Below are 20,205 nucleotides of genomic sequence, written 5' to 3'. Positions count from 1 at the left end.
ACCTCATCCATGGGGCGGTACAGCTTACGCCAAGCGGGTCAATGCACCACAGAGTTGGGCGGCAAATGCCCCAGGCGCTCGGTCAGGCGTAGACGCTGGATCGGGTCTTCGCTGAGCATCAACGCGTGTTCCAGGTCAAAACGCTCGGCATTCGGGCAGTCCAGGCGCTGATACAAACTGGCTCGGGCCAGGTAATCGGCGGCGCTGGCATTGCCCAGCTCCAGCACGCGTTCGGCATCTACCAGAGCGGCCAGGTGGTCGTCGTTGGACAGGTGCAACTGGCGCAGATTGCGCGACAGCCGCTGCAGGATCGAACGCGGCTCGGCAGTGTGCAGGTGGTCGGCCTGCAACTTGAGATTGGGGCCGTACTGGCGAGTCAGCAGGTCGCGGCAATCGTTGGGGTACAGGCGTCGGCCGCCGCAGGGGTCGAGTAGATGATCGGCGCCCGGTACGCGCAACAGGAAGTGTCCCGGAAAGTTGACGCCGACCAGCGGAATGTCCAGGCGCCGCGCCAGCTCCAGGGCAATCAGCCCCAACGCCAGTGGCTGCCCGCGTTTGCGCTTCAACACCTTGTCCAGCAGCGCGGCGGCGGGGCGCAGCGGGGTATGGTCATCCTGGGCGAACCCCAGGTCATTCATGCGCCGCAGCAAGGGTTGCCCGAGCTCATCCGCCGGCAGCATCGGCATGCTGAGGCTGACCAACTGTTGCAACACCTTGAAGTCCTGCAGGATGGCCGCCGGGTCTACCGCCGGGTCGTGCTCGGCCGCCATCCACAGCGCGGCTTCAAACAGCGCGGGCGGTGACCGTTCAAGGCAGGCAAAAAAGGCGTCGCGGGGCTTCATTGGGTTCTCCGGCGGATGTCTCGTTTTAGCCTTGCTGCGAACTTTCGTCCAGTACCTTAAGACGTGTCCTACCTGTTTATGTCGCAAACCCTTTAAAACCGGTGGCCTTATTCCTGCACGCTCGGGCAGGGTTTCGCTGGCAGTCCTATACTTGGCGCCTACCAGAAGTGATTCGGGAGCTCGACGATGTTTGCGCTCATGCACAGCACCCGCCTTGAATCGCTGCACCTGAGCGTTGACCCGGCCACCGGGTTAAAGGCGGTCATTGCCATCCATAACAGCCGCCTGGGCCCCGCCCTTGGAGGTTGCCGTTACCTCTCTTACCCCGACGATGAAAGTGCCGTGGAGGATGCCGCGCGCCTGGCCCAAGGCATGAGCTACAAGGCCGCACTGGCGGGGTTGCCGGTGGGCGGCGGCAACGCGGTGATCATCCGTCCCGCCCATGTGGAAAGCCGCGCCGCGCTGTTTGAGGCCTTTGGTCGCTGCATCGAGCAGCTCGACGGTCGCTACATCACCGCCATCGACAGCGGCACTTCGGTGGCCGACATGGATTGCATCGCCCAGCAGACCCGCTATGTCACCAGCACCACGGCGGCTGGCGATCCGTCGCCCCACGCGGCGATGGGCGTGTTCGCCGGCATCCGCACCACCGCCATGGCCCGTCTGGGCAGCGATAATCTGGAAGGTTTGCGCGTGGCGATCCAGGGCCTGGGCAACGTCGGTTATGCCCTGGCCGAGCAACTGCACGCCGCCGGCGCGGAATTGCTGGTGAGCGACATCGACCACGGCAAGGTGCAACTGGCCATGGAACAGCTGGGCGCGCACCCGATTGCCAACGAAGCCCTGCTCAGCACCCCGTGCGATATCCTCGCGCCGTGCGGCGTGGGCGCGGTGTTCAACCGCTACACGGTCGCGCAGTTGCGGTGCGCGGCGGTGGCCGGCTCCGCGAGTGCGCAGCTGACCAACCTGCAAGTGGCCGATCAACTGGAAGGCCGTGGGATTCTTTACGCGCCGGACTACGTGATCAACTCCGGCGGGCTGATCTACGTTGCCCTCAAGCACGGCGGCGCGGAGCTGGAAACCATCACCGCGCACCTGTCGAACATCGGCACCCGCCTGACCGAAATCTTCGCCCATGCCCAGGCTGAAAAACGCTCACCCGCGCGGGTGGCGGATGAGCTGGCGGAGCGGTTGCTGTACCGCTGACGCGGGTCAAAGCTGATATTTCTCCCGGGCCAGTTGGCCCACGCCCATACGATCAAGGATGTGCATGGGGCACAGGATCGTGACCCGCACGGCTCCCGGCAGGCGGCTGATTTCGATGGAGCCGTTGATAGTCGCGCGGTTGCGCACTTCGTCGATCGGCAGCCCGGTCACGGCGGCTGCGCGTTCCAGTCCGTTGTCCGTCGCGACGTTCAGATTGGTCCCACTGCCGATAAAGGTGATGGGCGCATTCTCCTCGATCTCTACCTGGCCCCAGCGCTCACCCAATGCCTTCACCCGCAGGCGTTGCTCCACGGTCATCGGGCGTGCCATGGGCGGCAGGTCGTCGAGGTTTTGCAGCAGGATCGGGCCGTCCAGGTTCAGGCCTTTGATCACCTGCACCGTCAGTTCGGTTTCCCCCGACACATCGGTGGCGTGCCCGGCAATTTCGCCGTTGCCTTGCTGGGCATGCATATCGCCCATGTACACCCCGGCGCCGGGGACTTTCACCGGGCAGATCAGGATGCAGCCTTCGCGCACGGAATTGGTGTCCATGTGGCCATCGGTTTTCGCGGTGTGCAGTTCTTCGTGGGTCATGCCGTAGCGATGGGGCGCGTCCACCAGGTACTGGCCGAAGTCGCCGCAGTTGTGGGAATCCGGCAGATCCCGCGAAGGCGTGGTGCCGATGTTGCCCAGGAACGGGCGCATATGCGCGGCCAGACCGGGGATGTCGGCGCGGGCCAGCGACAGGATTGAATGCTGGGCAGACAATTCGGGCAGCGCCGACATGTCCGAGGCTTTGCCGGCCAGGCGATCCGCCACGGCCTGATTGACCGTCAGGCTCACCTGATGCTCGGCATCCAGGACGATCACGTAGCCATTACTGAAACGGAATGCACTGACTTCAGCCCCGCAGGCATCGCAGCGGATAGCTTCTTCGCCAATGCCTTCGACGTGGCTGGCGGGATGCTCTTGCCCGCAATTGGAGCAGAACTTCGCGACGAACGGGTCGCCGTGGTAACGCCCTTCGACAAAACTCATGACGCCCGACGATGTGGCCAAGGAGGTGACCCGCATGCGCTTGATCTTCAGCGCCACCGCGTCGCCGATTTCGGCCCCGGCGATAAACACCGGCTGGGTCACTTCATGGCCACCCTCAAAGGCCGGCGTAATCATCGGGCCCCAGCAGCCTGGCGGGGTACCGGTGATCAAGGTGCCACCGTCGGCCAGCGGGCCGAGCATTTTCTGGCTGGGGCCGAGCAGCCCATTGGTGTAGGAGGTGACGGTGAGACGGTCAACAGAAGGGAGGTTATTCATTTTATTTTCCGGGCCCTGGGTGATTGAATGTTGAACAGGCTTCATCACTTAAACGCCGGTGTGTATCTGTCGTGTGTCGCGCTGCCGCGATTGCCGGTACGTGTGTATCTGAGGGGCATCCATACACACTTTGATACACCCGCAGTGGCGGTCACGGGCAAATACAGATATCTCTGTTATCAAACCCATCAGAACGAGGTTGGCATGTCCAAACAAACAGCAGGGCGCTCCAGCGGGCGCATGATCACCTTCAAACGCCCGGATGGCGCAGACGTTAACGGCTACTTGGCCAGCCCGGCGGTGCTCGAAGGTGCGCCGGCGATTGTGGTGATTCAGGAATGGTGGGGCCTCAACGATCAGATCAAGGGCGTTGCCAATCGACTGGCCGAATGCGGCTACCGGGTGCTGGTGCCGGATCTTTATCGCGGCGCGTCCACGGTGGAAGAGGAAGAAGCTCATCACCTGATGGATGGCTTGGATTTTGGTGATGCGGTTTCCCAGGACATCAAGGGTGCCGTGCAGTACTTGCAGGCGGACTCGACAAAAGTCGGCGTGACGGGTTACTGCATGGGCGGGGCGTTGACTTTGCTGGCGCTGAACGCGATTCCGGAAGTGGCGGCGGGCGTGGTGTGGTACGGCTTCCCGCCGCTGGAATACCTGGATGCGTCGAAGATCAAGGCGCCGCTGATTGGGCACTGGGGCACACAGGATGCCTTCTTCAACATCGACACCGTGGCGGAGCTGGAGTCAAAACTGCACGCAGCCGGTGTGGACGCGACCTTCCATCGTTACCTGGCGCGTCATGCGTTTGCCAACGAGACAGCGATTGGTGATGGTCGTATTGCGGACACGCAATACGATGCCGCCTGGTCGCAACTGGCGTGGGACCGGACGCTGACGTTCTTTGGCAAGACCTTGTGGCAGGCGTAAAACACACTTCACCGGCCTATACATAACCCTGTGAGGGGGCATGCCCTGTGGCGAGGGGGCTTGTCCCCCGTTGGGCTGCGAAGCGGCCCCAAAACCAACGATAGAGTTTCAACTGACGGAATGCGGCGTTCTTACTGGGGCTGCTGCGCAGCCCAACGGGGGACAAGCCCCCTCGCCACACACAAGCCCCCTCACAAGACAAACCCCCCCAGCTACAACAATCCCACTGGCTACTGGCAATGCATCACTCAGCCGCTGGCTGCCCAATCTCCGCCAACGCACTCGCATTGTTCTTGAACGCCGCCGCAAACGCCGCGCGGTTCTTGGCCATGAAAATACCGGCATCTTCAGCCTGCTTCTCGCTCAAGCCTTCGACGTTTTTCAACAGCACTTCCATCAGGGACTCTGCCAGTTCAAGCATCTGGTCGTGTGCGTCGGCAAGTTTGCGATCCACGAATGTAGTCTCCAGGTCACGGGTACTGCGATACAGGGTTTCAACAGCCATTTTTCGGCCTCGTCATCGGTGCAGTATTGAAGGGAGTTGCCCTTGGTTCGGGTGTCGCCAAGCGTTCTCGCGACTACTGTATTTATATACAGCTAAAAGCATAAGCCAATCCATGGGCTTTGGGTAGTGGCTTTTCAATGTAGTTGGAATCCGGGGGTTTGCAGCAAGAGAAATTTCTGACAACTTGCCGGGGTTGCGCCGGTTTCGTCCGTTCGCTTACCTTCCTCGGGCGCTGCAAATGCAGCGAACGGGCTTGGCGGCTCGGTAACGAAAGGCGTAACAACGTCCCAACAAGATTGCAGACGCTTCCTGGCGTTTGTATTCCTGTGTCATGACGGGTTGCGCATGGACCCTTCGGGGTGCCGGTTTTCTTCTTTCGTACCGGTCCGCCAACCTTGTGCAATCCGTCACCCAATCTGCTTGGCGGCAGATGGGGACGGCCCTTAATACGAAAGAGTCTGTGCCATGAAAAAGCTTACCCCAAGTCCCCCTTACGATTCACACACTGACACCCGTCTTCAAGCCGCAGCCAACCGCGCCATTGATCACTATCTGCGCCCTGAAACACCTGAACCACCTCCCGAACCCTCCTCGATTCTTTTCAGCGTTACGCCCAATGCCGACACGGAAACGTTACTCGCCAACGCCAGCGAAACCTTGAACAGTGCCCGTGAAATGGCCTGTAGCCTGGCTTTTGAGCTTGAGGGCCCACAGCGAAGTTTGCTTCTGGCGATCCACCAACTGCTCGAAATGAGTGGGTTATTGGTCGATCAAGCGTTGGATCAAGTCGCCCCGACCTGACCTGAATCCCCGGTTACCCGGATCGTTACCACGCTCTGCGTGGGAATGCATACCGTGACGCTCTGCTTCACCTCTACCGAAACCATGGGACGCGGAGCGTCCGGGGCGGCATTCCCACGCAGAGCGTGGGAACGATCATCACACCCGGCAAGCAGCAAGATAAGTGCCTCATATCACCCCGCCACCATCTCACTTCCTGTTCCCTGGCCTTTTTTCTGCATGCAGAGAAACCGTCACGTCCAAACTGCATTATCCGGTCGAGCCGACCTAAGGAAGCATCATCGTGAAAATCAACTGGGCTGAAAACCTGCGCAAGACCGTGCACCAACTGGCCGAGTCCTTGGGAAATCTGTTCGTCGAGACGTTCCACTACCTGGCGCTGTTCGCCATTGGTGCGGTGACTGCCTATGCAGCGGTTATGGAGTTTCTGGGGATGCTGGAAACGGGGCACATCAAGATCGATGACATCTTGCTGCTGTTCATCTACCTGGAACTGGGGGCGATGGTCGGGATTTACTTCAAGACCAACCACATGCCGGTGCGCTTCCTGATCTACGTGGCGATCACCGCGCTGACCCGCTTGCTGATCTCCAACGTCTCCCACCACAACCCGCCAGACATCGGCATCATCTACCTGTGCGGCGGGATTTTGCTGTTGGCATTCGCGATTCTGGTGGTGCGGTATGCGTCGTCGGCGTTTCCGTCGGTGAAGGTCGAAGGCCCGCGCCGCAAGGGCGAAGCGAGCCTTGAAACAGAGAAAGGCGAGGTTTAGAACCCGACGTTCAGCGGCGGCCTGGTGACGGGCGGCCGCTGCAACACTTTGTGACTGTCCCCATCGGTCATCACCGCCAATATCTCGATCGCGCTGTGCCCCTGCTCGATCGCAATCCCGAATTGCACACTTTGCACCAGGCGTTTCAGGCGCTGTGGGTCGTTGCGTTGTTCGGCGCTGATCATGCGTTTGGCCACGACGCCGTCTTCATCGGACAGGGTCAGCATGATGCTGCCGTCCAGCCGCTGGATGCTTAAATTGACCCGGTATTTCGGGGCGAAGGTGTCGGTGATGATCTGAAAAGGGTTGTCCATGGTGCGTTACCGCCTGATAAGAACATGCAGTCATTGACGACCGGTGTCGGGATTAGTTCGCGTTTCCTGACCACCGGCCATTCGCTCGCTGAGGCTTTCACAAGGTCCGTTTTCCTCAGTAGCTGTACAGCAAAGGGCGTGCCGTACAGCAATCTGCCTGCCATCGAATGACCCCTGTGGGAGCGGGCTTGCTCGCGAATGCGGTGTGTCAGCCAATGAATCCTCAGCTGAACGACCGCTTTCGCGAGCAAGCCCGCTCCCACATAGGGTTGGCGGTGTTTTTGCGCGCGGTGATCCGTTTCAGGGCATCACGGAAAAAACGATCGCAGACAGCGCAATCAAGCCGACCAACACCACAAACACGTTGGACGCCTGGCCCGAGTACTGGCGCAAAGATGGCACCCGGCGGATGGCGTACATCGGCATCAGGAACAACAGGCAGGCGATGATCGGCCCGCCCATGGTTTCGATCATGCCGAGGATGCTCGGGTTGAAGGTGGCCACGGCCCAGCAGGTGAGCACCATGAACAGCGCGGTGCAGCGCTCCAGCCACTTGGCGGACATCGAACGGTTACGTCCGCGCAGGGATTTGACGATCAGGCCCTGGAAGCCTTCGCTCGCGCCGATGTAGTGGCCCAGGAAGGATTTGGTGATTGCCACCAGCGCGATCAACGGCGCGGCGTAGGCGATCACCGGGGTCTGGAAGTGGTTGGCCAGGTACGACAGGATCGAGATGTTCTGCGCCTTCGCGGCAGCGAGGTCAGCCGGCGACAGGGCCAGCACGCAACTGAAGCAGAAGAACATCACCGTCAGCACCATCATGCTGTGGGCCATGGCCAGGATGCCGCTGCTTTTGCGCTCGGCTTGCGGGCCGTACACGCGTTTCTGGTCGACGGCGAAGGCGGAGATGATCGGCGAGTGGTTGAAGGAAAACACCATCACCGGGATAGCCAGCCACAAGGTCTTGAAGAACGCCGGCAGCGGCATGCCTTCGCTGGCGGAGGCGAAGAACGCGCCGTTCCAGTTGGGGATCAGGCTCACCGCCAACAGCAGCAGGGCGGCGACGAACGGGTACACCAACACGCTCATGGCCTTGACGATCACGCCCTGGCCGCAACGCACAATGGCCATCAGGCCGAGGATCAACACCAGCGACAGGATCGCCCTGGGCGGCGGCGCCATGTGCAGTTGGTGTTCCATGAAGCTGGTCAGGGTGTTGGTCAGCGCCACGCTGTACACCAGCAAAATAGGGAAGATCGCGAAGAAGTACAGCAAGGTGATCAGCTTGCCGGCGCCGATGCCGAAGTGTTCTTCCACCACGTCGGTGATGTCGCCGGATTTGCCCGACAACACAAAGCGCGTCAGCCCACGGTGGGCGAAGAAGGTCATTGGGAAGGCCAGCAGCGCCAGCACGATCAACGGCCAGAAGCCGCCTACGCCAGCGTTGATCGGCAGGAACAGGGTGCCGGCACCGATGGCGGTGCCGTAGAGGCCGAGCATCCAGGTGGTGTCGTGTTTGTTCCAGCCTTGTGTAACGGTGGTCGGCGTCAGGTCTACAGCGGGATTTTCGGCAGCAGGTGTACGTACATCGGTCATCGTTATTGCCTCGTTATTGTTTTTGCGCGGGCTCACGTTGGGGCGATCAGGGAATGCTCCTCAGCACTCCACCCAGCTGACCGCCAGGCCGCCCCGTGAAGTTTCTTTGTATTTGTCGTGCATGTCGGCGCCGGTGTCGCGCATGGTGCGGATCACCCGGTCCAGGGAGATGAAGTGCTTGCCGTCGCCGCGCAGGGCCATTTGCGTGGCGTTGATCGCCTTGACCGCGGCGATCGCATTGCGCTCGATGCACGGCACCTGGACCAGCCCGCCAACCGGGTCGCAGGTCAGGCCGAGGTTGTGTTCCAGGCCGATTTCGGCGGCGTTTTCCAGTTGTTCCGGGGATGCACCGAGTATGTCGGCCAAACCTGCGGCGGCCATGGCGCAGGCCGAACCGACTTCGCCCTGGCAGCCGACTTCGGCGCCGGAGATTGAGGCGTTTTTCTTGCAGAGGATGCCGACGGCGGCGGCGGCCAGGAAGAAATTCACCACGTCATCGTCGGACGCGTCCGGGTTGAACTTCATGTAGTAGTGCAGCACCGCCGGGATGATTCCCGCCGCGCCATTGGTCGGCGCGGTGACCATGCGACCACCGGCAGCGTTTTCTTCGTTGACGGCGAGGGCGAACAGATTGACCCATTCCATGGCCGACAAGGTCGACGTGATGACGTTGGGTTTGCCGATCTCCAGCAGGCTGCGGTGCAATTTCGCCGCGCGCCGTGGCACATCCAGACCGCCGGGCAAGATGCCTTCGTGGCGCAGGCCCTGTTCGACGCATTCACGCATCACCGACCAGATATGCAGCAGGCCGCTGCGGATCTCGGCGTCACTGCGCCAGGCCCGTTCGTTGGCCATCATCAGTTCGGAAACCCGCAAGCCGTGCTTGTTGCACAAGGCCAGCAGTTCGACGGCGCTGGAGAAGTCGTAAGGCAATTGCACTTCGCTGGTCGGCGCGATGCCGGATTCGGCTTCCGCCGCTTCGATGATGAAACCGCCACCCACCGAGTAGTACGTCTGCTCGCTCAACAGGCCGTTTTCGCCGTAGGCGTGCAGGGACATGGCGTTGGGGTGGTAGGGCAGGCTTTCGTCCAGCAGCAGGAGGTCGTGCTGCCAGTTGAAGGCAATCGACGTGCGGCCGGCGAGCAGCAATTGGCCGGACTCGCGCAATTGCTGGATGCGAGGGCCAATGCTGGTGGGGTCGATGCTGTCTGGCCATTCGCCCATCAGGCCCATCACGCAGGCGCGGTCGGTGGCGTGGCCAACACCGGTGGCGGACAGCGAGCCGTATAAATGCACTTCTACACGACGGGTTTCGTCGAGCAATTGCTGGTCGATCAGCGCCTGGACGAAGGTCGCCGCCGCCCGCATCGGGCCCACGGTATGGGAGCTGGAAGGACCAATGCCTACCTTGAATAGATCGAAAACACTGATAGCCATGCTAAACCCTTACAAGCAATGGAGTAGGAATCGCTGCCATCTTTTGTAGGACAAGCGGAATTAGCGCGATACTGAGCCTCTGGATCGGCAGTGACCAACGAATTATCCTAAGACACCCTTTAGCAGGACTAAACCCTATGGCTCGCCCGCTTCATGGCCAGACCTACGTCTGGTTGCACGTTTTTTCCTGTGCGGCACGGCATTTGTCGTTCACCCGCTGCGCCGAAGAACTGCACATCACCCCGGGCGCGGTCAGCCAGCAGATTCGTCAGTTGGAGGAGCGTTTGGGCTTCCGGCTGTTCCATCGACGGGCACGCGGGGTTGAGCTGAGTGCAGAAGGCCAGCGGCTGGCGATTACCGTGGGTGAGGCCTATGGCAGCATTGATGCCGAGTTGCAGCGCCTGGACGCCGGGATGATCAGCGGCACCTTGCGCTTGCGTTCGATTCCGTCGTTTCTCGGTAAGTGGCTGACCCCGCGTTTGCCGCGTTTGCAGCAGCGCTTCCCGGACATCCAATTGCGCATGGTCGCCGAAGACAGCAGCATCGCCTTGCACGAGGGCGACTTCGACCTGGCCATTGACCTTAACGACGGCAGCTACCCCGGATTGTTATCCACAGCCCTGCTGGATGAGCAGATCTTCCCGGTGTGCGCACCGAGCCTGCTGCGCGGGCGGCCGCCGCTGCATAGCCCCGCCGACCTGGTGCATTTCCCGCTGCTGCACGACATTACCGCGTGGCGTGGGAGTTATGAGTACGCGGAGTGGGAGTTCTACCTGAACGCCATCGGCTACGACGCTGCCGACGTACGGCGCGGGCATACCTTTAACCGCAACCACCTGACCATCGAGGCGGCGATTGCCGGCATGGGCGTGGCGATTGCCCGGCGTACCTTGCTTAACGATGAGTTGGAGCGCGGCACCTTGATCGTGCCGTTCGGCCTCGCTGTACCCAATCACAAACGTTACGTGCTGCTGTATGCCCCGGGCGCGCTGAGCCATCCGGGCGTGCGGGCGGTGCATGACTGGCTGGTGGAGGAAGCGGAGATTTTTCGCGGATTGCACCCGTTGGGAGAGGGGCAATTGTAAGGAAGTTGGCGGTAAGAAGATGTAACCAACTCCCCACCCTAACAGCGTTTTTGGTTGTAGTCAGGGTTAATTTGTAATGTGGGATTTATCTTTGCAAAGGGGTTGAAATGTTCCTCCGTCTGCTCAATTGTGTAATCAGGAGGTCATGGTTTTCACCCATCCGGTGAAGCAGGAATGGCCTTCGGCGAGCTAGCTGAAATAAGGGAAAACTATGCAAATCCAAGTCAATAGCGATAACCATATTGAAAGCAGCATCCGACTGGAGGAGTGGGTACGTACCACCATTGAGAGCACGCTCGAACGTTATGAAGAAGATCTGACCCGCGTCGAGGTTTATCTGCGGGACGAGAACGGTGACAAGCCCGGTCCACACGATCTGAGTTGCCGACTGGAAGCACGGCCAAAAGGCCATCAACCGATTTCGGTCCTCCATAAAGCCGATACGCTGGAACAGGCGATCGATGGCGCAGCTACCAAGCTGGAGCATGCCCTGGAGCATCTGTACGGCAAACTGCGCGGCAAACCACGCGCCGCGGGTCAAAGCCTGCCCAATACCAAGGCCGACGAGGCCGAGCTTGAAGAGGAATTTCTGGAAAACGAACAGGCTGCGCTTAACGGCTGATAGCTGATACTTTTTTCAACCCCACTGAAAACGGGCCTGCAGATGCAGGCCCGTTTTTCGTTTAAAGCGTCAGCGCGGGCTGCGCCGGAAAAAACAGGCGCTCAAGACGGCCAGTGCGCAAGCGCCCAAGCCTGCATACAACATGGCCCCACCTGCACCGTTGCGTAGCGCGGCCTGGGCAATCAACGAGCCCTGCGGCAACACGTCCAGCTTGCCGGCGGCGATGTCCTGGCTGAGGGTGGCCAACTGCGCCGTGTCGGGCAATGCGTCAGCCAGGTGGTGAGCGATCCCGAGTATCAACACCAAGCCCATCAACGCGATATTGAGCGCCAGGGTAATCAGCCGTGCACTGAAGTCGATGCCCGACGCCATCCCCGCGCGGTCGGATGAGACTGAGCCAGTGGTGGTGTTGGTGGTGGGCGAGTTGGTAAACGCCAAGCCGCTGCCGGCAATCCCACAGGCGATCAGGATCAGTACCACACTGGGCTGGTCGCTATGGTTGATCGCGGCCATGGCCACAAAACCCACGCCCATCAGGCCCAGGCCCAACGGAATGATGCGTTCGGCGCCGTAGCGCAGCGCCAGGCGTTCGGCCAGGGGCGGTACCACCAGCGTGGGCAGGGTATAGGCGAGCAGGGCGAGCCCGGTGAGCATGGTGTTGTAGCCCAGGCCGGCCTGGAAATACAGCGGCAGGTAGATCATGAAGGGCCAGAAGCTGAAGTTCATGCCGATCGAACCCATCAACGCGCCGTTGAAGCGCGGGATGCGGAACACCGAGAAATCGAACATCGGATGCGGGCTGCGCCGCTCCACAACCACGAACAACAGCAGGCTGGCTACCGATAATCCGGCCCAGCCGAGCATGGCTGGGGTGGCAAAGCCGCTCTCGGTGCCCTGGGTGATGAAGTAAACCAGGGCGAACACCGCCAAAGTGAGGGTGGCCATGCCGGCGATGTCGAGGCGATGAGCGGCCGGGTCGCGGGATTCCTGCACGCTGATGCGCAGCAATACCAGGGTGAACACGGTCAGCGGCGCATGCACCAGGAACACCCAGCGCCAATCCGCGACTGCCAGGATCAACGCCCCCACCATCGGCCCGAAGCCCAGGCCCACACCGGCAATCACACCCCAGATGGCAAAGGCTCGCGCCCGGGCCGCCGGTTCGCGGAACTGGTGCGACAGAATCGCGAACTGGCAGATCATCATCGCCCCGCCACCCACGCCTTGGACAAAACGCGCCGCGATCAGCGTAGACGCATCGTTGGCCAGCCCACAGGCCAGCGATGCCAGCCCGAATACCCACAGGCACAGCACCAGCATGCGCCGCCGGCCAAAGCGATCGGCCAGTGTGCCCGCCGCCATCAGCACGCTGGTGCAGGCCAGGGTGTAGGCATTCATGATCCATTGGGCGTCCTGGAAGCCGGTGCCCAATTGCTGTTCGAGGGTGGGCAGGATGACCGGCACGCTGGAAATCTCCAGGCCGAACATCAGCGCCACCAGGCACACGGCGGTGAGCGCCAGGCCGTCTCTGGCGGTACGCGGCGGGTTGATGGCGGATACAACGGCGTCGGATGACATGGCCTCTTCCTTTCGATGGGGGAAGCTGTCATTTTCACGGGAATGCAGTTCTTTATTAGCGATACTTATTCCATGGATAAGGGATCTAAAGGCGACAATCGATCATGGCCACTCCGCGTTTTGATGGTGTTGAACTGTTTTTACAAATCGTCGAGAGCGGCAATCTGACCGAGGCCGCCGAACGGCTGAACCTCACGCGCTCAGCGGTGGGCAAGGGCTTGGCGCGTCTGGAAGCGAGGCTGGGGACGTCCCTGTTGCAACGCTCTACCCGGCGCCAGCGTCTGACCGAGGACGGGCAGGCCTATTACGAGCATTGCCTGCGCGCGCTGGCGGAACTGGAAGCCGCCGAATCCGTGCTGGAAAGTGGTCGCCAGCAGCCTCGTGGACGGTTAAGGGCCAGCTTGCCTTTGGCGTTCGGTCACCACTATGCGGCGCCGGCGTTGTGGGGGCTGATGGACCATTTTCCGCAACTTGAGATCGAGATTTCCTTCTCCGACCGGCTGATAGACCTGGCCCAGGAAGGCTTCGACCTGGCGGTGCGCATCGGCGCATTGCCCGACACCGACCGCTTGAGCGCAAGGCGCCTTGGCGAGCAGGCGATTGCCCTGGCGGCGTCGCCCGCGTACCTGCAGCGCACCCGTCGAATCGAATCCATCGCGGACCTGGCCGGGCATCGAGGCATTGCCTATCGCAGCAATGCCCCGCACCGGGCGCGGGTGGCCTCGCCGTTGATCCTGGATGACCTCCAGGCCGTGGCCGATGCCGCCATCGCCGGGGTCGGCCTGGCCTGGTTGCCCAGTTGGCTGATCGCCCACTACGTACTGCGCGGGCAACTGCAGGCGGTACTGCCGGACCACCGCGAGCAACCGATGCCGATCCATGTCATCTGGCCCACGGCGACGCACATGCCGGCCAAAACCCGGTGTGCCATCGACGCGTTGGTGGCCGGCACACCTTCGTGCCTGGCGGGTAGCTGATCAGAACGCGATGGACGTCTGCACGTACAGCGTGCGCGGCTCGCCGACGTATTTGCCCTTGTTGTTATCGTCAAACGAGCGGGTGTAGTACTGCTTGTTGAAGATGTTTTTCACACCGACCGCCACGTTCAAATCCGACAGCTGCGGGCCGAAGTCATACGCCGCGCGGCTGCTGAACAACATGTAGCCGGGGATGCGTCCGGTGCTGCCATCGGCGCTTTCCGCTTCAGTGTTGGCGTTGTCGGCGAACTGGCTGCTCTGGTAGCTGCTGTCCACATTCAACTTCCAGCGACCTTCGGTGTAACCCACGCCCAGGGTGCCCTTGTGCTTGGAGGAGAAGGGCACGCGGTTGCCTTTGTTCGGGCCGTCTTCGCGGATGGTGGCGTCAACATAGGCGTAAGTGGCGTACACATCAAAACCGGCGAGCGCCGGGCTCAAGCCGTCGAGGGCATAGTTGATGCTGGACTCGATGCCCTGGTGACGGGTTTCGCCACGGGCGATCACCGTGTCGTTGGTCTGGTTGCTGTCGTACTGATTGTCAAAGTTGATCAAGAACGCGCCGATTTCGGCCCGCAGGGTGCCATTGTCGTAACGGGTACCGAGTTCCCAGGTGCGGGCTTTTTCCGGCTTCACTTCGCCGCTGGTCACGCGGTTGGGCATCTGGCTGTACTGCACGCTGCCGAACGAACCTTCGGTGTTGGCGTAGAGGTTCCAGTCGTCGGTCAGGTGGTAGAGCACGTTCAACGCCGGCAGGGCGGTGTTGTAGTCACCTTTGTATTTGACGTTGCTGAGGTTGTTGGTCTGCTGGGACTCGATCATCTCGTAGCGGATGCCTGGGGTGATGGTCCATTTGCCGATATCAATCCGGTCATCGACGAAGAACGCATTGGCCTCGGTGCTGCCCCGGGTGTCGCGGTCGTTGCGGCTGTCGGTGGTGGGCAGTTGCTGGTTGGCGGTAATTGGCGTGCGGTAGCGCATTTCGTGGCCGGCTTCGTTGATGTAGCGATAGCCCACGCCCACTTCGTGGCTGGTCGGGCCGAGGTCGAAGCCTTGGGCGAAACGGGTCTCCAGGCCGCGCACCCAGTACTCGCGAGGCGACAGGGAGAGGAAGTTGCCCTGGTCGAGGTAGCCGCTACGCAGGGTGGTGGTGAAGAAGCTGTTGACGGTGAATTCCCGGCGATCTTCCTGGTAGCGGTAACCGGCGTTGAACATGGTGCGGCGCCCCCAGAACTGGTCATAGGGGCGGGTGGACTGGTACGGGTCGGCCTTGTAGGCCGCGGTGCTCAAGCCGCCGGGCATATCGGCCTTGCCTTCGTAGTACTGCGCCATGGCGTTGAAGCTGTTGGCGTCGTCCAACTGGTACTTGCCCTTGAGGATCAGGTCGTCGATGCGGGTGTCGCTGTTCTCGCGCCAGTCACCGCCACGGGTGCCGGAATACAGGATCGCGCCGCCCAAACCGTTGTCTGCGGTGCCGCCCGCCAGCAGGTTGCCGGTGGTCTTGAAGCCATCGTGGCTGGAAGACGGGCTGGTTTCGGTCTGCAGGCCGCCTTTCACCGTTGGGGCCTCGGGAATCGCGCGGGTGACGAAGTTGACGATGCCGCCGACGTTCTGCGGGCCATAGCGCACCGCGCCGCCGCCGCGCACCACGTCCACCGCGTCCATGTTGCCCATGCTGATGGGCGCGAACGACAACTGCGGCTGGCCATACGGTGCAAACGGCACCGGTATGCCGTCCATCAATACTGTGGAACGTGAGGCCAGGCGTGGGTTGAGCCCGCGAATACCGAAGTTCAGCGCCATGTCGTGGCTGCCGGTGCCGTTGTTTTCCGGAGCGTTGACCCCGGGAATGCGGTTGAGCACATCGCGGGCCTGGGTGGCGCCCTGGCGTTCGAATTCTTCGCGACGGATCACGTCCCGCGCGCCCGGGTGTTCGAAGACGTTGGTTTGCGCCGCGTCCCCCAGCCAGTCGCCGACCACGTTGGAGGTGCCCAATTCGAGGGTGGCCGGAGCATTCGCCGGTTGCAGGCTGAAGGCATTGTTGCCCTCGGCGCGGGCTTGCAGGCCGGTGCCTTTGAGCAAGGCATTCAGGCCCTCTTCAGCGGTGTAGTTGCCCGACAGGCCGTGGCTTTGCACGCCGGCGGTCACGTCGGAGCCAAATGAAATCAGCACGCCGGCTTCACGGCCAAACTGGTTCAGCGCCGCTTCAAGTGACGTAGGGGCGATGCGGTAGGGCTTGGCATCGGCCGCCAACACGTAGGGCACGGCGCTGAAACTGAGGCTGGCCCCCAGCAACAAATGGCGCAGGGTGCGAGCGAGGGGCGTCAAGCGAGTCGGTTGCTGGGGCATGAAGTGCGGTCCTGAGAAGAAAGGATCAAGGTGGCTTTCCTTCTCTGTCACGCGAGGTGCGGAAAACGGCTCACGGGTTGTGAAAATAATTCAGGCGCGGGCTTCGACGGTCACCCAGTAGCGGGTAAACCGCCGAACCTTGACCGGCAGGCTGACTTGCAGCAGGTCCAGGATTCGCTCGCTGTCGTCCAGCGGGTAGCTGCCGGAAATCAGCAGGTTGGCCACTTGCGGGTCACAGTTGAGCTGACCACGGCGATAACGGCTCAGCTCGGCGAGGAAATCTGCCAGGCGCATGTGGGCCGCCACCAGCATGCCATCGGCCCAGGCACCGCTGCCGGCGTCGGTGGGGCGGGCGGTGTCCCAGCCTTTGCGGGTGAAATTGACCTGATGGGCGTTGTCGACGGTCAGCGGCAAACCGCTATAGGTGTTGGGCATCACGTCAACGTGCCCGTCAAACACCGCCAACTGCGTGTGATCATTGAACTGCCGTACGTTCAGCCGTGCCGCCTGGGCGCTGAGCAAGCCCTGGGCGGTGACGATCCGCAGCGGGGCCTTGCCGGTTTTGGCGGTCAACTGGATTTCGCCTTCGAGCAGGCGGATCAAGCGTTGTTGACCCTCAAAATGCACATCCACGGCACTGCCGGTGTTGAGCTGCAACTGGCTGCCATCTGCCAGCTGGAACGTGCGCCGCTGGCCGATGGGGCTGCGGTAGTCGGCGCTCAACGGCGGCAGGATATGTTGCTGGCGCAAACCCCAGGCCGCTGCCGACCCGGCGCCGAGTATCAGCAACAACTTCAGGGCCTGACGGCGACTGTTGGATTTCGGTGCATTCAAGGCGGCGTGGGCCAGGGGCGATGGCATCCCGCGCAGCCGCTGGTTCACTCGCTGGATTTGCTCCCAGGCCCGCTGATGTTCGCTGTGGGCGTCCAGCCAGTGTTGCCAGGCCGCCTGTTTGCGCGGGTTGAGCGGGCCCTGCTGCATTTCCATCAGCCAGTGCACCGCTTGTTCGGCGACTTGCGTTGAGAAACTCATAGGGCGAAGTAGCAGCGCATCGCCGCTTTATGCAGGTGACGCTTGACCGTGGCGATGGAGATCCCCAGTTCCGCGCCGATTTGCGCGTAGGTCAAGCCGTCGAGCTGGGCCAGCAGGAACGCGCGTTTAACCTGGGGCGCCAAGCCCTCCAGCAACTGGTCCAGCTCCATCAAGGTTTGCAGGATGATCGCCCGCTCTTCTTCCGACGGCGCCACGTGTTCGGGCATCTGCGCCAAGGCGTCGAGGTAGGCGCGCTCCAGGTCCTGGCGGCGGTAATGGTTGAACAGCACGCGCTTGGCGATGGTGGTAAGGAAGGCGCGGGGCTCGATCAGCGTCGGGGTTTCCCGTGCGGTCAGCACGCGAATGAAGGTGTCCTGGGCCAGGTCGGCGGCGCTTTCCGGGCAGCCGAGCTTGCGACGCAACCAGCCGGTGAGCCAGTGGTGATGGTCGTGGTACAGCACTTCGACGGTGTTGGACGGCTGCAACGCGCACACTCCGCAAGCATGGGCATGCTTTAGAGAACAAGAATTGTTCGCATTGTAGGGCGCGTAGGCGGGTTCGGCAATTACCAGTGATGCGTTCTCTTTTGCTTATGAGAACCTTTATCATTAATATTGCGTGCTGACGAACCTGGCGCCCTGTGCATGAAACGCAAAACCTCACTTCCCGTTTCCTACCGTATTGCCGTGACTTCGCGCGTGCTGGCGGCTGTGGTCGGCGGTTACTTGCTGGCGTCCCTGGCCAGCGTGTGCATGACGTTGTGGCTGCCCACCAGTCGCGCCGATGCGGTGATCAGCGGCATGCTGAGTTCGTTTGTGTTCTATCTGTTGGCGGTGATCTGGTGTTTCGCCTGCCGTACCGCCTGGCGCGCCTGGTTTGGCGTGTTGCTGCCCAGCGCGATGCTGGCCACGTTCGCCGGGTTGACGTACTGGATGACACGCACATGAAAGAGGGCTTCCGCCAGGCCATGGCCTGGTTGCACACCTGGGCTGGGCTGATCTTTGGCTGGCTGCTGTTTGCGATTTTCCTGACGGGCACCTTGTCCTATTTCAAGGACGAAATTACCCACTGGATGCAGCCTGAAGTGCAGGCGCATCCCGTGGACGACGCCCGTAGCCTGGCCGTCGCCCAAGCGTATTTGCAGCAACAGGCACCCAACGCAGCGCGCTGGTTTATCAACGTGCCGAGCCCCCGTGAACCCGGCCTGTCGGTGATGTGGCAAGACAAGGTCGACCCGGGCAAGCGCGGCAATTTCGTCGAGAAACTCCTCGATCCCGTCAGCGGCCAGCCGGTCCACGCCCGGGAAAGCAGGGGCGGCGAATTCTTCTATCGCTTCCACTTCCAGCTGCAAATGCCGTATCCGTGGGGGCGCTGGCTGTCGACCATCGCCGCGATGGTGATGTTCGTGGCCCTGATCACCGGGATCATCACCCACAAGAAAATCTTCAAGGACTTCTTCACCTTCCGCCCGCGTAAAGGCCAGCGCTCCTGGCTCGACGGGCACAACGCCGTGGGCGTGCTGGTGTTGCCCTTTCACTTGATGATCACCTACAGCAGCCTGGTGATTTTCATGAGCATGGTGATGCCGGCGAGCATCCTCGCCTCTTACGGCAACGACACCCGTGCGTTTTTCAACGATGTGTTCCCGGCCACCGACAACGCGCCGGCCCTTGGCCAACCCGGGCAGCTGTTGCCGCTGGGGCCGATGTACGAGCAGGCGCGCGAGCAGTGGGCGGGCGGGCATGTCGGGCGACTGGTGGTGAATAATCCAAGCGATGTGAACGCCTCGGTCAATGTCTTCCGCGCCGGGTCGGATCGAGTGGTGCACGACTTTGGCAGCACCGTCTCATTCAACGGCACCACCGGCGAACTGCTGCGGGTGAGCGGTGAGCAGTCGCTGCCGGCGGCGATAGGTGGCAGCTTCTACGGTTTGCACATGGGCCATTTCGCCGGTCCGGTATTGCGCTGGCTGTATTTCATCTGCGGCCTCGCAGGCACCGCGATGATCGGCACCGGGCTGGTGATGTGGCTGGGCAAGCGTCAGCTCAAGCACACCAAAACCGGGGTGATGCCCTTTGAACTGCGGTTGGTGGAAGTGCTGAATATCGCCAGCATGTCCGGCTTGATGATCGCCATCGCCGCGTTCTTCTGGGCCAACCGCCTGTTGCCGGCAAGCTTTGCCGGGCGCTCGGACTGGGAAGTACAAGCCTTCTTTATTGCCTGGGGCTTGAGCGTTGTGCACGCGATTGTCCGCCAGGGTCGACGCGGCTGGGTTGAGCAATTGGGCGTGGGCGCGCTGCTGTTTATCGGCGTGCCGGTGCTCAACGCGCTGACCACGTCGCAGCATTTGGGCGTGTCCCTGGCCAACGGCGATTGGGCCATGGCCGGCTTCGACCTGACGTGCCTGGGCAGCGGCGTGTTCCTGGCCTGGGCTGCGTGGAAAATGCAGCACCGCCGCGTCCCTCAACCCAAGGCCGAACGCGCCCGGCCGTTGACCCTCAAGGGCGAGGTGAACTGAATGTTCCTGGCGCTGCTGCTGTGTTACGCAGGGTTTACCGCGTTGTGCCTGTCCATGGACAGGCACCATGGCGAACTGCTGCGCAGTAAACCCTCACCCCGCCGGCGCCTGGGTTTGCGCGTGGGCGGCTGGCTGCTGTTGATCGTCTCGATCTGGCCGGCGGTGCTCGCGACCGGTTGGAGCCAGGGCCTGGTGGAATGGTGCGCGGTGTTGATGCTCAGTGGATTGCTGCTGGTGTTGCTGTTGCCGTATCGGCCAAGGCTGGCTTTGATTCTGGCGGGCGTCGGCCTGCTGGCCAGCCCGGTTGCGGCCTTCGCGACCCTTTGAGTC

Annotated in this window: 20 protein-coding genes; 10 read left to right on the top strand and 10 right to left on the bottom strand. The window is 61.8% G+C overall.

Annotated elements, in window-relative coordinates:
* Window positions 1-38: 38 nt before the first annotated feature.
* Window positions 39-842 (bottom strand): SirB1 family protein, encoded by an 804-nt coding sequence (locus HBJ59_RS13100; protein ID WP_167663775.1) that lies wholly within the window; start codon window positions 840-842, stop codon window positions 39-41.
* Between the two features lie 186 nt (window positions 843-1,028).
* Here HBJ59_RS13100 and HBJ59_RS13095 point away from each other — a divergent pair, with 186 nt between their 5' ends.
* Complete coding sequence (locus HBJ59_RS13095; protein WP_076017715.1) at window positions 1,029-2,048, top strand: Glu/Leu/Phe/Val dehydrogenase dimerization domain-containing protein; 1,020 nt, start codon at window positions 1,029-1,031, stop codon at window positions 2,046-2,048.
* Window positions 2,049-2,054: 6 nt separating this feature from the next.
* Here HBJ59_RS13095 and HBJ59_RS13090 read toward each other — a convergent pair whose 3' ends face one another.
* On the bottom strand, window positions 2,055-3,362 hold the full coding sequence (locus HBJ59_RS13090) for an acetamidase/formamidase family protein (RefSeq protein WP_167663774.1): 1,308 nt from the start codon (window positions 3,360-3,362) through the stop codon (window positions 2,055-2,057).
* A gap of 204 nt (window positions 3,363-3,566) precedes the next feature.
* Here HBJ59_RS13090 and HBJ59_RS13085 point away from each other — a divergent pair, with 204 nt between their 5' ends.
* Window positions 3,567-4,292 (top strand): dienelactone hydrolase family protein, encoded by a 726-nt coding sequence (locus HBJ59_RS13085; RefSeq protein ID WP_167663773.1) that lies wholly within the window; start codon window positions 3,567-3,569, stop codon window positions 4,290-4,292.
* A gap of 244 nt (window positions 4,293-4,536) precedes the next feature.
* On the opposite strand, the gene HBJ59_RS13080 is transcribed toward HBJ59_RS13085, so the two are convergent.
* Window positions 4,537-4,797 carry a YebG family protein gene (locus HBJ59_RS13080; protein WP_003212789.1) on the bottom strand — a complete coding sequence of 87 codons (261 nt, stop codon included), beginning with the start codon at window positions 4,795-4,797 and terminating at the stop codon, window positions 4,537-4,539.
* 465 nt (window positions 4,798-5,262) lie between these two features.
* Between HBJ59_RS13080 and HBJ59_RS13075 the strand changes: the two genes are divergently transcribed.
* Together HBJ59_RS13075 and HBJ59_RS13070 are read left to right on the top strand one after the other, a co-directional pair.
* Window positions 5,263-5,598 carry a DUF6124 family protein gene (locus HBJ59_RS13075; protein ID WP_167663772.1) on the top strand — a complete coding sequence of 112 codons (336 nt, stop codon included), beginning with the start codon at window positions 5,263-5,265 and terminating at the stop codon, window positions 5,596-5,598.
* Between the two features lie 283 nt (window positions 5,599-5,881).
* Window positions 5,882-6,370, top strand: a complete 489-nt coding sequence (locus HBJ59_RS13070) for a phosphate-starvation-inducible protein PsiE (protein ID WP_167663771.1) — start codon at window positions 5,882-5,884, stop codon at window positions 6,368-6,370.
* Here the strand turns inward: HBJ59_RS13070 and HBJ59_RS13065 are convergent.
* The 3 genes from HBJ59_RS13065 to HBJ59_RS13055 all read right to left on the bottom strand — a co-directional run bounded on the left by HBJ59_RS13065 (window position 6,367) and on the right by HBJ59_RS13055 (window position 9,717).
* Window positions 6,367-6,684, bottom strand: coding sequence for a DUF3509 domain-containing protein (locus tag HBJ59_RS13065; protein WP_076017627.1), 318 nt, complete (start codon window positions 6,682-6,684; stop codon window positions 6,367-6,369). The genes HBJ59_RS13070 and HBJ59_RS13065 overlap by 4 nt on opposite strands.
* Window positions 6,685-6,984: 300 nt before the next feature.
* A complete protein-coding gene (locus HBJ59_RS13060; RefSeq protein ID WP_076017626.1) occupies window positions 6,985-8,280 on the bottom strand; it encodes a serine/threonine transporter in 1,296 nt (431 codons plus the stop codon).
* A 60-nt stretch (window positions 8,281-8,340) separates the two neighbouring features.
* Window positions 8,341-9,717 carry an L-serine ammonia-lyase gene (locus tag HBJ59_RS13055; RefSeq protein ID WP_167663770.1) on the bottom strand — a complete coding sequence of 459 codons (1,377 nt, stop codon included), beginning with the start codon at window positions 9,715-9,717 and terminating at the stop codon, window positions 8,341-8,343.
* Window positions 9,718-9,854: 137 nt separating this feature from the next.
* On the opposite strand from HBJ59_RS13055, the gene HBJ59_RS13050 reads away from it, so the two are divergent.
* Together HBJ59_RS13050 and HBJ59_RS13045 are read left to right on the top strand one after the other, a co-directional pair.
* A complete protein-coding gene (locus HBJ59_RS13050) occupies window positions 9,855-10,802 on the top strand; it encodes a LysR substrate-binding domain-containing protein (RefSeq protein WP_167663769.1) in 948 nt (315 codons plus the stop codon).
* A gap of 211 nt (window positions 10,803-11,013) precedes the next feature.
* Window positions 11,014-11,424, top strand: a complete 411-nt coding sequence (locus HBJ59_RS13045) for an HPF/RaiA family ribosome-associated protein (RefSeq protein WP_010176952.1) — start codon at window positions 11,014-11,016, stop codon at window positions 11,422-11,424.
* Window positions 11,425-11,493: 69 nt separating this feature from the next.
* On the opposite strand, the gene HBJ59_RS13040 is transcribed toward HBJ59_RS13045, so the two are convergent.
* Window positions 11,494-13,002, bottom strand: a complete 1,509-nt coding sequence (locus HBJ59_RS13040; protein ID WP_167663768.1) for an MFS transporter — start codon at window positions 13,000-13,002, stop codon at window positions 11,494-11,496.
* A 104-nt stretch (window positions 13,003-13,106) separates the two neighbouring features.
* Here HBJ59_RS13040 and HBJ59_RS13035 point away from each other — a divergent pair, with 104 nt between their 5' ends.
* Window positions 13,107-13,979 carry a LysR family transcriptional regulator gene (locus HBJ59_RS13035; RefSeq protein ID WP_167663767.1) on the top strand — a complete coding sequence of 291 codons (873 nt, stop codon included), beginning with the start codon at window positions 13,107-13,109 and terminating at the stop codon, window positions 13,977-13,979.
* On the opposite strand, the gene fecA is transcribed toward HBJ59_RS13035, so the two are convergent.
* The 3 genes from fecA to HBJ59_RS13020 form a co-directional block, all read right to left on the bottom strand.
* Window positions 13,980-16,325, bottom strand: a complete 2,346-nt coding sequence (fecA, locus tag HBJ59_RS13030) for a TonB-dependent Fe(3+) dicitrate receptor FecA (RefSeq protein WP_167663766.1) — start codon at window positions 16,323-16,325, stop codon at window positions 13,980-13,982.
* Between the two features lie 90 nt (window positions 16,326-16,415).
* Entirely contained in the window at window positions 16,416-17,357 is a 942-nt protein-coding gene (locus HBJ59_RS13025) for a FecR domain-containing protein (protein WP_167663765.1), read from the bottom strand.
* Window positions 17,354-17,842, bottom strand: coding sequence for a sigma-70 family RNA polymerase sigma factor (locus HBJ59_RS13020; protein ID WP_167663764.1), 489 nt, complete (start codon window positions 17,840-17,842; stop codon window positions 17,354-17,356). The genes HBJ59_RS13025 and HBJ59_RS13020 overlap by 4 nt, the downstream gene beginning before the upstream one ends.
* Before the next feature lie 159 nt (window positions 17,843-18,001).
* Between HBJ59_RS13020 and HBJ59_RS13015 the strand changes: the two genes are divergently transcribed.
* From HBJ59_RS13015 to HBJ59_RS13005, 3 genes are read left to right on the top strand one after another with little or no spacing between them, the layout of a single operon-like run.
* Complete coding sequence (locus HBJ59_RS13015) at window positions 18,002-18,304, top strand: DUF3649 domain-containing protein (protein ID WP_167663763.1); 303 nt, start codon at window positions 18,002-18,004, stop codon at window positions 18,302-18,304.
* A complete protein-coding gene (locus HBJ59_RS13010; protein WP_167663762.1) occupies window positions 18,301-19,875 on the top strand; it encodes a PepSY domain-containing protein in 1,575 nt (524 codons plus the stop codon). Before HBJ59_RS13015 ends, HBJ59_RS13010 begins: the two co-directional genes overlap by 4 nt.
* Complete coding sequence (locus HBJ59_RS13005; protein ID WP_076017618.1) at window positions 19,876-20,202, top strand: DUF3325 domain-containing protein; 327 nt, start codon at window positions 19,876-19,878, stop codon at window positions 20,200-20,202.
* Window positions 20,203-20,205 lie beyond the last annotated feature (3 nt).

Origin of the sequence: Pseudomonas sp. AN3A02 (genome assembly GCF_011765255.1) — a bacterium.
GTDB lineage: Bacteria > Pseudomonadota > Gammaproteobacteria > Pseudomonadales > Pseudomonadaceae > Aquipseudomonas.
Note: the sequence above shows the minus strand (reverse complement) of the source record. Positions and strands in the feature narration are given on the sequence as shown.

Excerpts from the sequence above, each read along its gene's own strand:
- HBJ59_RS13100 (WP_167663775.1), bottom strand. The coding sequence starts at position 842 with ATGAAGCCCCGCGACGCCTTTTTTGCCTGCCTTGAACGGTCACCGCCC.
- HBJ59_RS13095 (WP_076017715.1), top strand. The coding sequence starts at position 1,029 with ATGTTTGCGCTCATGCACAGCACCCGCCTTGAATCGCTGCACCTGAGC.
- HBJ59_RS13090 (WP_167663774.1), bottom strand. The coding sequence starts at position 3,362 with ATGAATAACCTCCCTTCTGTTGACCGTCTCACCGTCACCTCCTACACC.
- HBJ59_RS13085 (WP_167663773.1), top strand. The coding sequence starts at position 3,567 with ATGTCCAAACAAACAGCAGGGCGCTCCAGCGGGCGCATGATCACCTTC.
- HBJ59_RS13080 (WP_003212789.1), bottom strand. The coding sequence starts at position 4,797 with ATGGCTGTTGAAACCCTGTATCGCAGTACCCGTGACCTGGAGACTACA.
- HBJ59_RS13075 (WP_167663772.1), top strand. The coding sequence starts at position 5,263 with ATGAAAAAGCTTACCCCAAGTCCCCCTTACGATTCACACACTGACACC.
- HBJ59_RS13065 (WP_076017627.1), bottom strand. The coding sequence starts at position 6,684 with ATGGACAACCCTTTTCAGATCATCACCGACACCTTCGCCCCGAAATAC.
- HBJ59_RS13060 (WP_076017626.1), bottom strand. The coding sequence starts at position 8,280 with ATGACCGATGTACGTACACCTGCTGCCGAAAATCCCGCTGTAGACCTG.
- HBJ59_RS13055 (WP_167663770.1), bottom strand. The coding sequence starts at position 9,717 with ATGGCTATCAGTGTTTTCGATCTATTCAAGGTAGGCATTGGTCCTTCC.
- HBJ59_RS13050 (WP_167663769.1), top strand. The coding sequence starts at position 9,855 with ATGGCTCGCCCGCTTCATGGCCAGACCTACGTCTGGTTGCACGTTTTT.
- HBJ59_RS13045 (WP_010176952.1), top strand. The coding sequence starts at position 11,014 with ATGCAAATCCAAGTCAATAGCGATAACCATATTGAAAGCAGCATCCGA.
- HBJ59_RS13040 (WP_167663768.1), bottom strand. The coding sequence starts at position 13,002 with ATGTCATCCGACGCCGTTGTATCCGCCATCAACCCGCCGCGTACCGCC.
- HBJ59_RS13035 (WP_167663767.1), top strand. The coding sequence starts at position 13,107 with ATGGCCACTCCGCGTTTTGATGGTGTTGAACTGTTTTTACAAATCGTC.
- fecA (WP_167663766.1), bottom strand. The coding sequence starts at position 16,325 with ATGCCCCAGCAACCGACTCGCTTGACGCCCCTCGCTCGCACCCTGCGC.
- HBJ59_RS13025 (WP_167663765.1), bottom strand. The coding sequence starts at position 17,357 with ATGAGTTTCTCAACGCAAGTCGCCGAACAAGCGGTGCACTGGCTGATG.
- HBJ59_RS13015 (WP_167663763.1), top strand. The coding sequence starts at position 18,002 with ATGAAACGCAAAACCTCACTTCCCGTTTCCTACCGTATTGCCGTGACT.
- HBJ59_RS13010 (WP_167663762.1), top strand. The coding sequence starts at position 18,301 with ATGAAAGAGGGCTTCCGCCAGGCCATGGCCTGGTTGCACACCTGGGCT.
- HBJ59_RS13005 (WP_076017618.1), top strand. The coding sequence starts at position 19,876 with ATGTTCCTGGCGCTGCTGCTGTGTTACGCAGGGTTTACCGCGTTGTGC.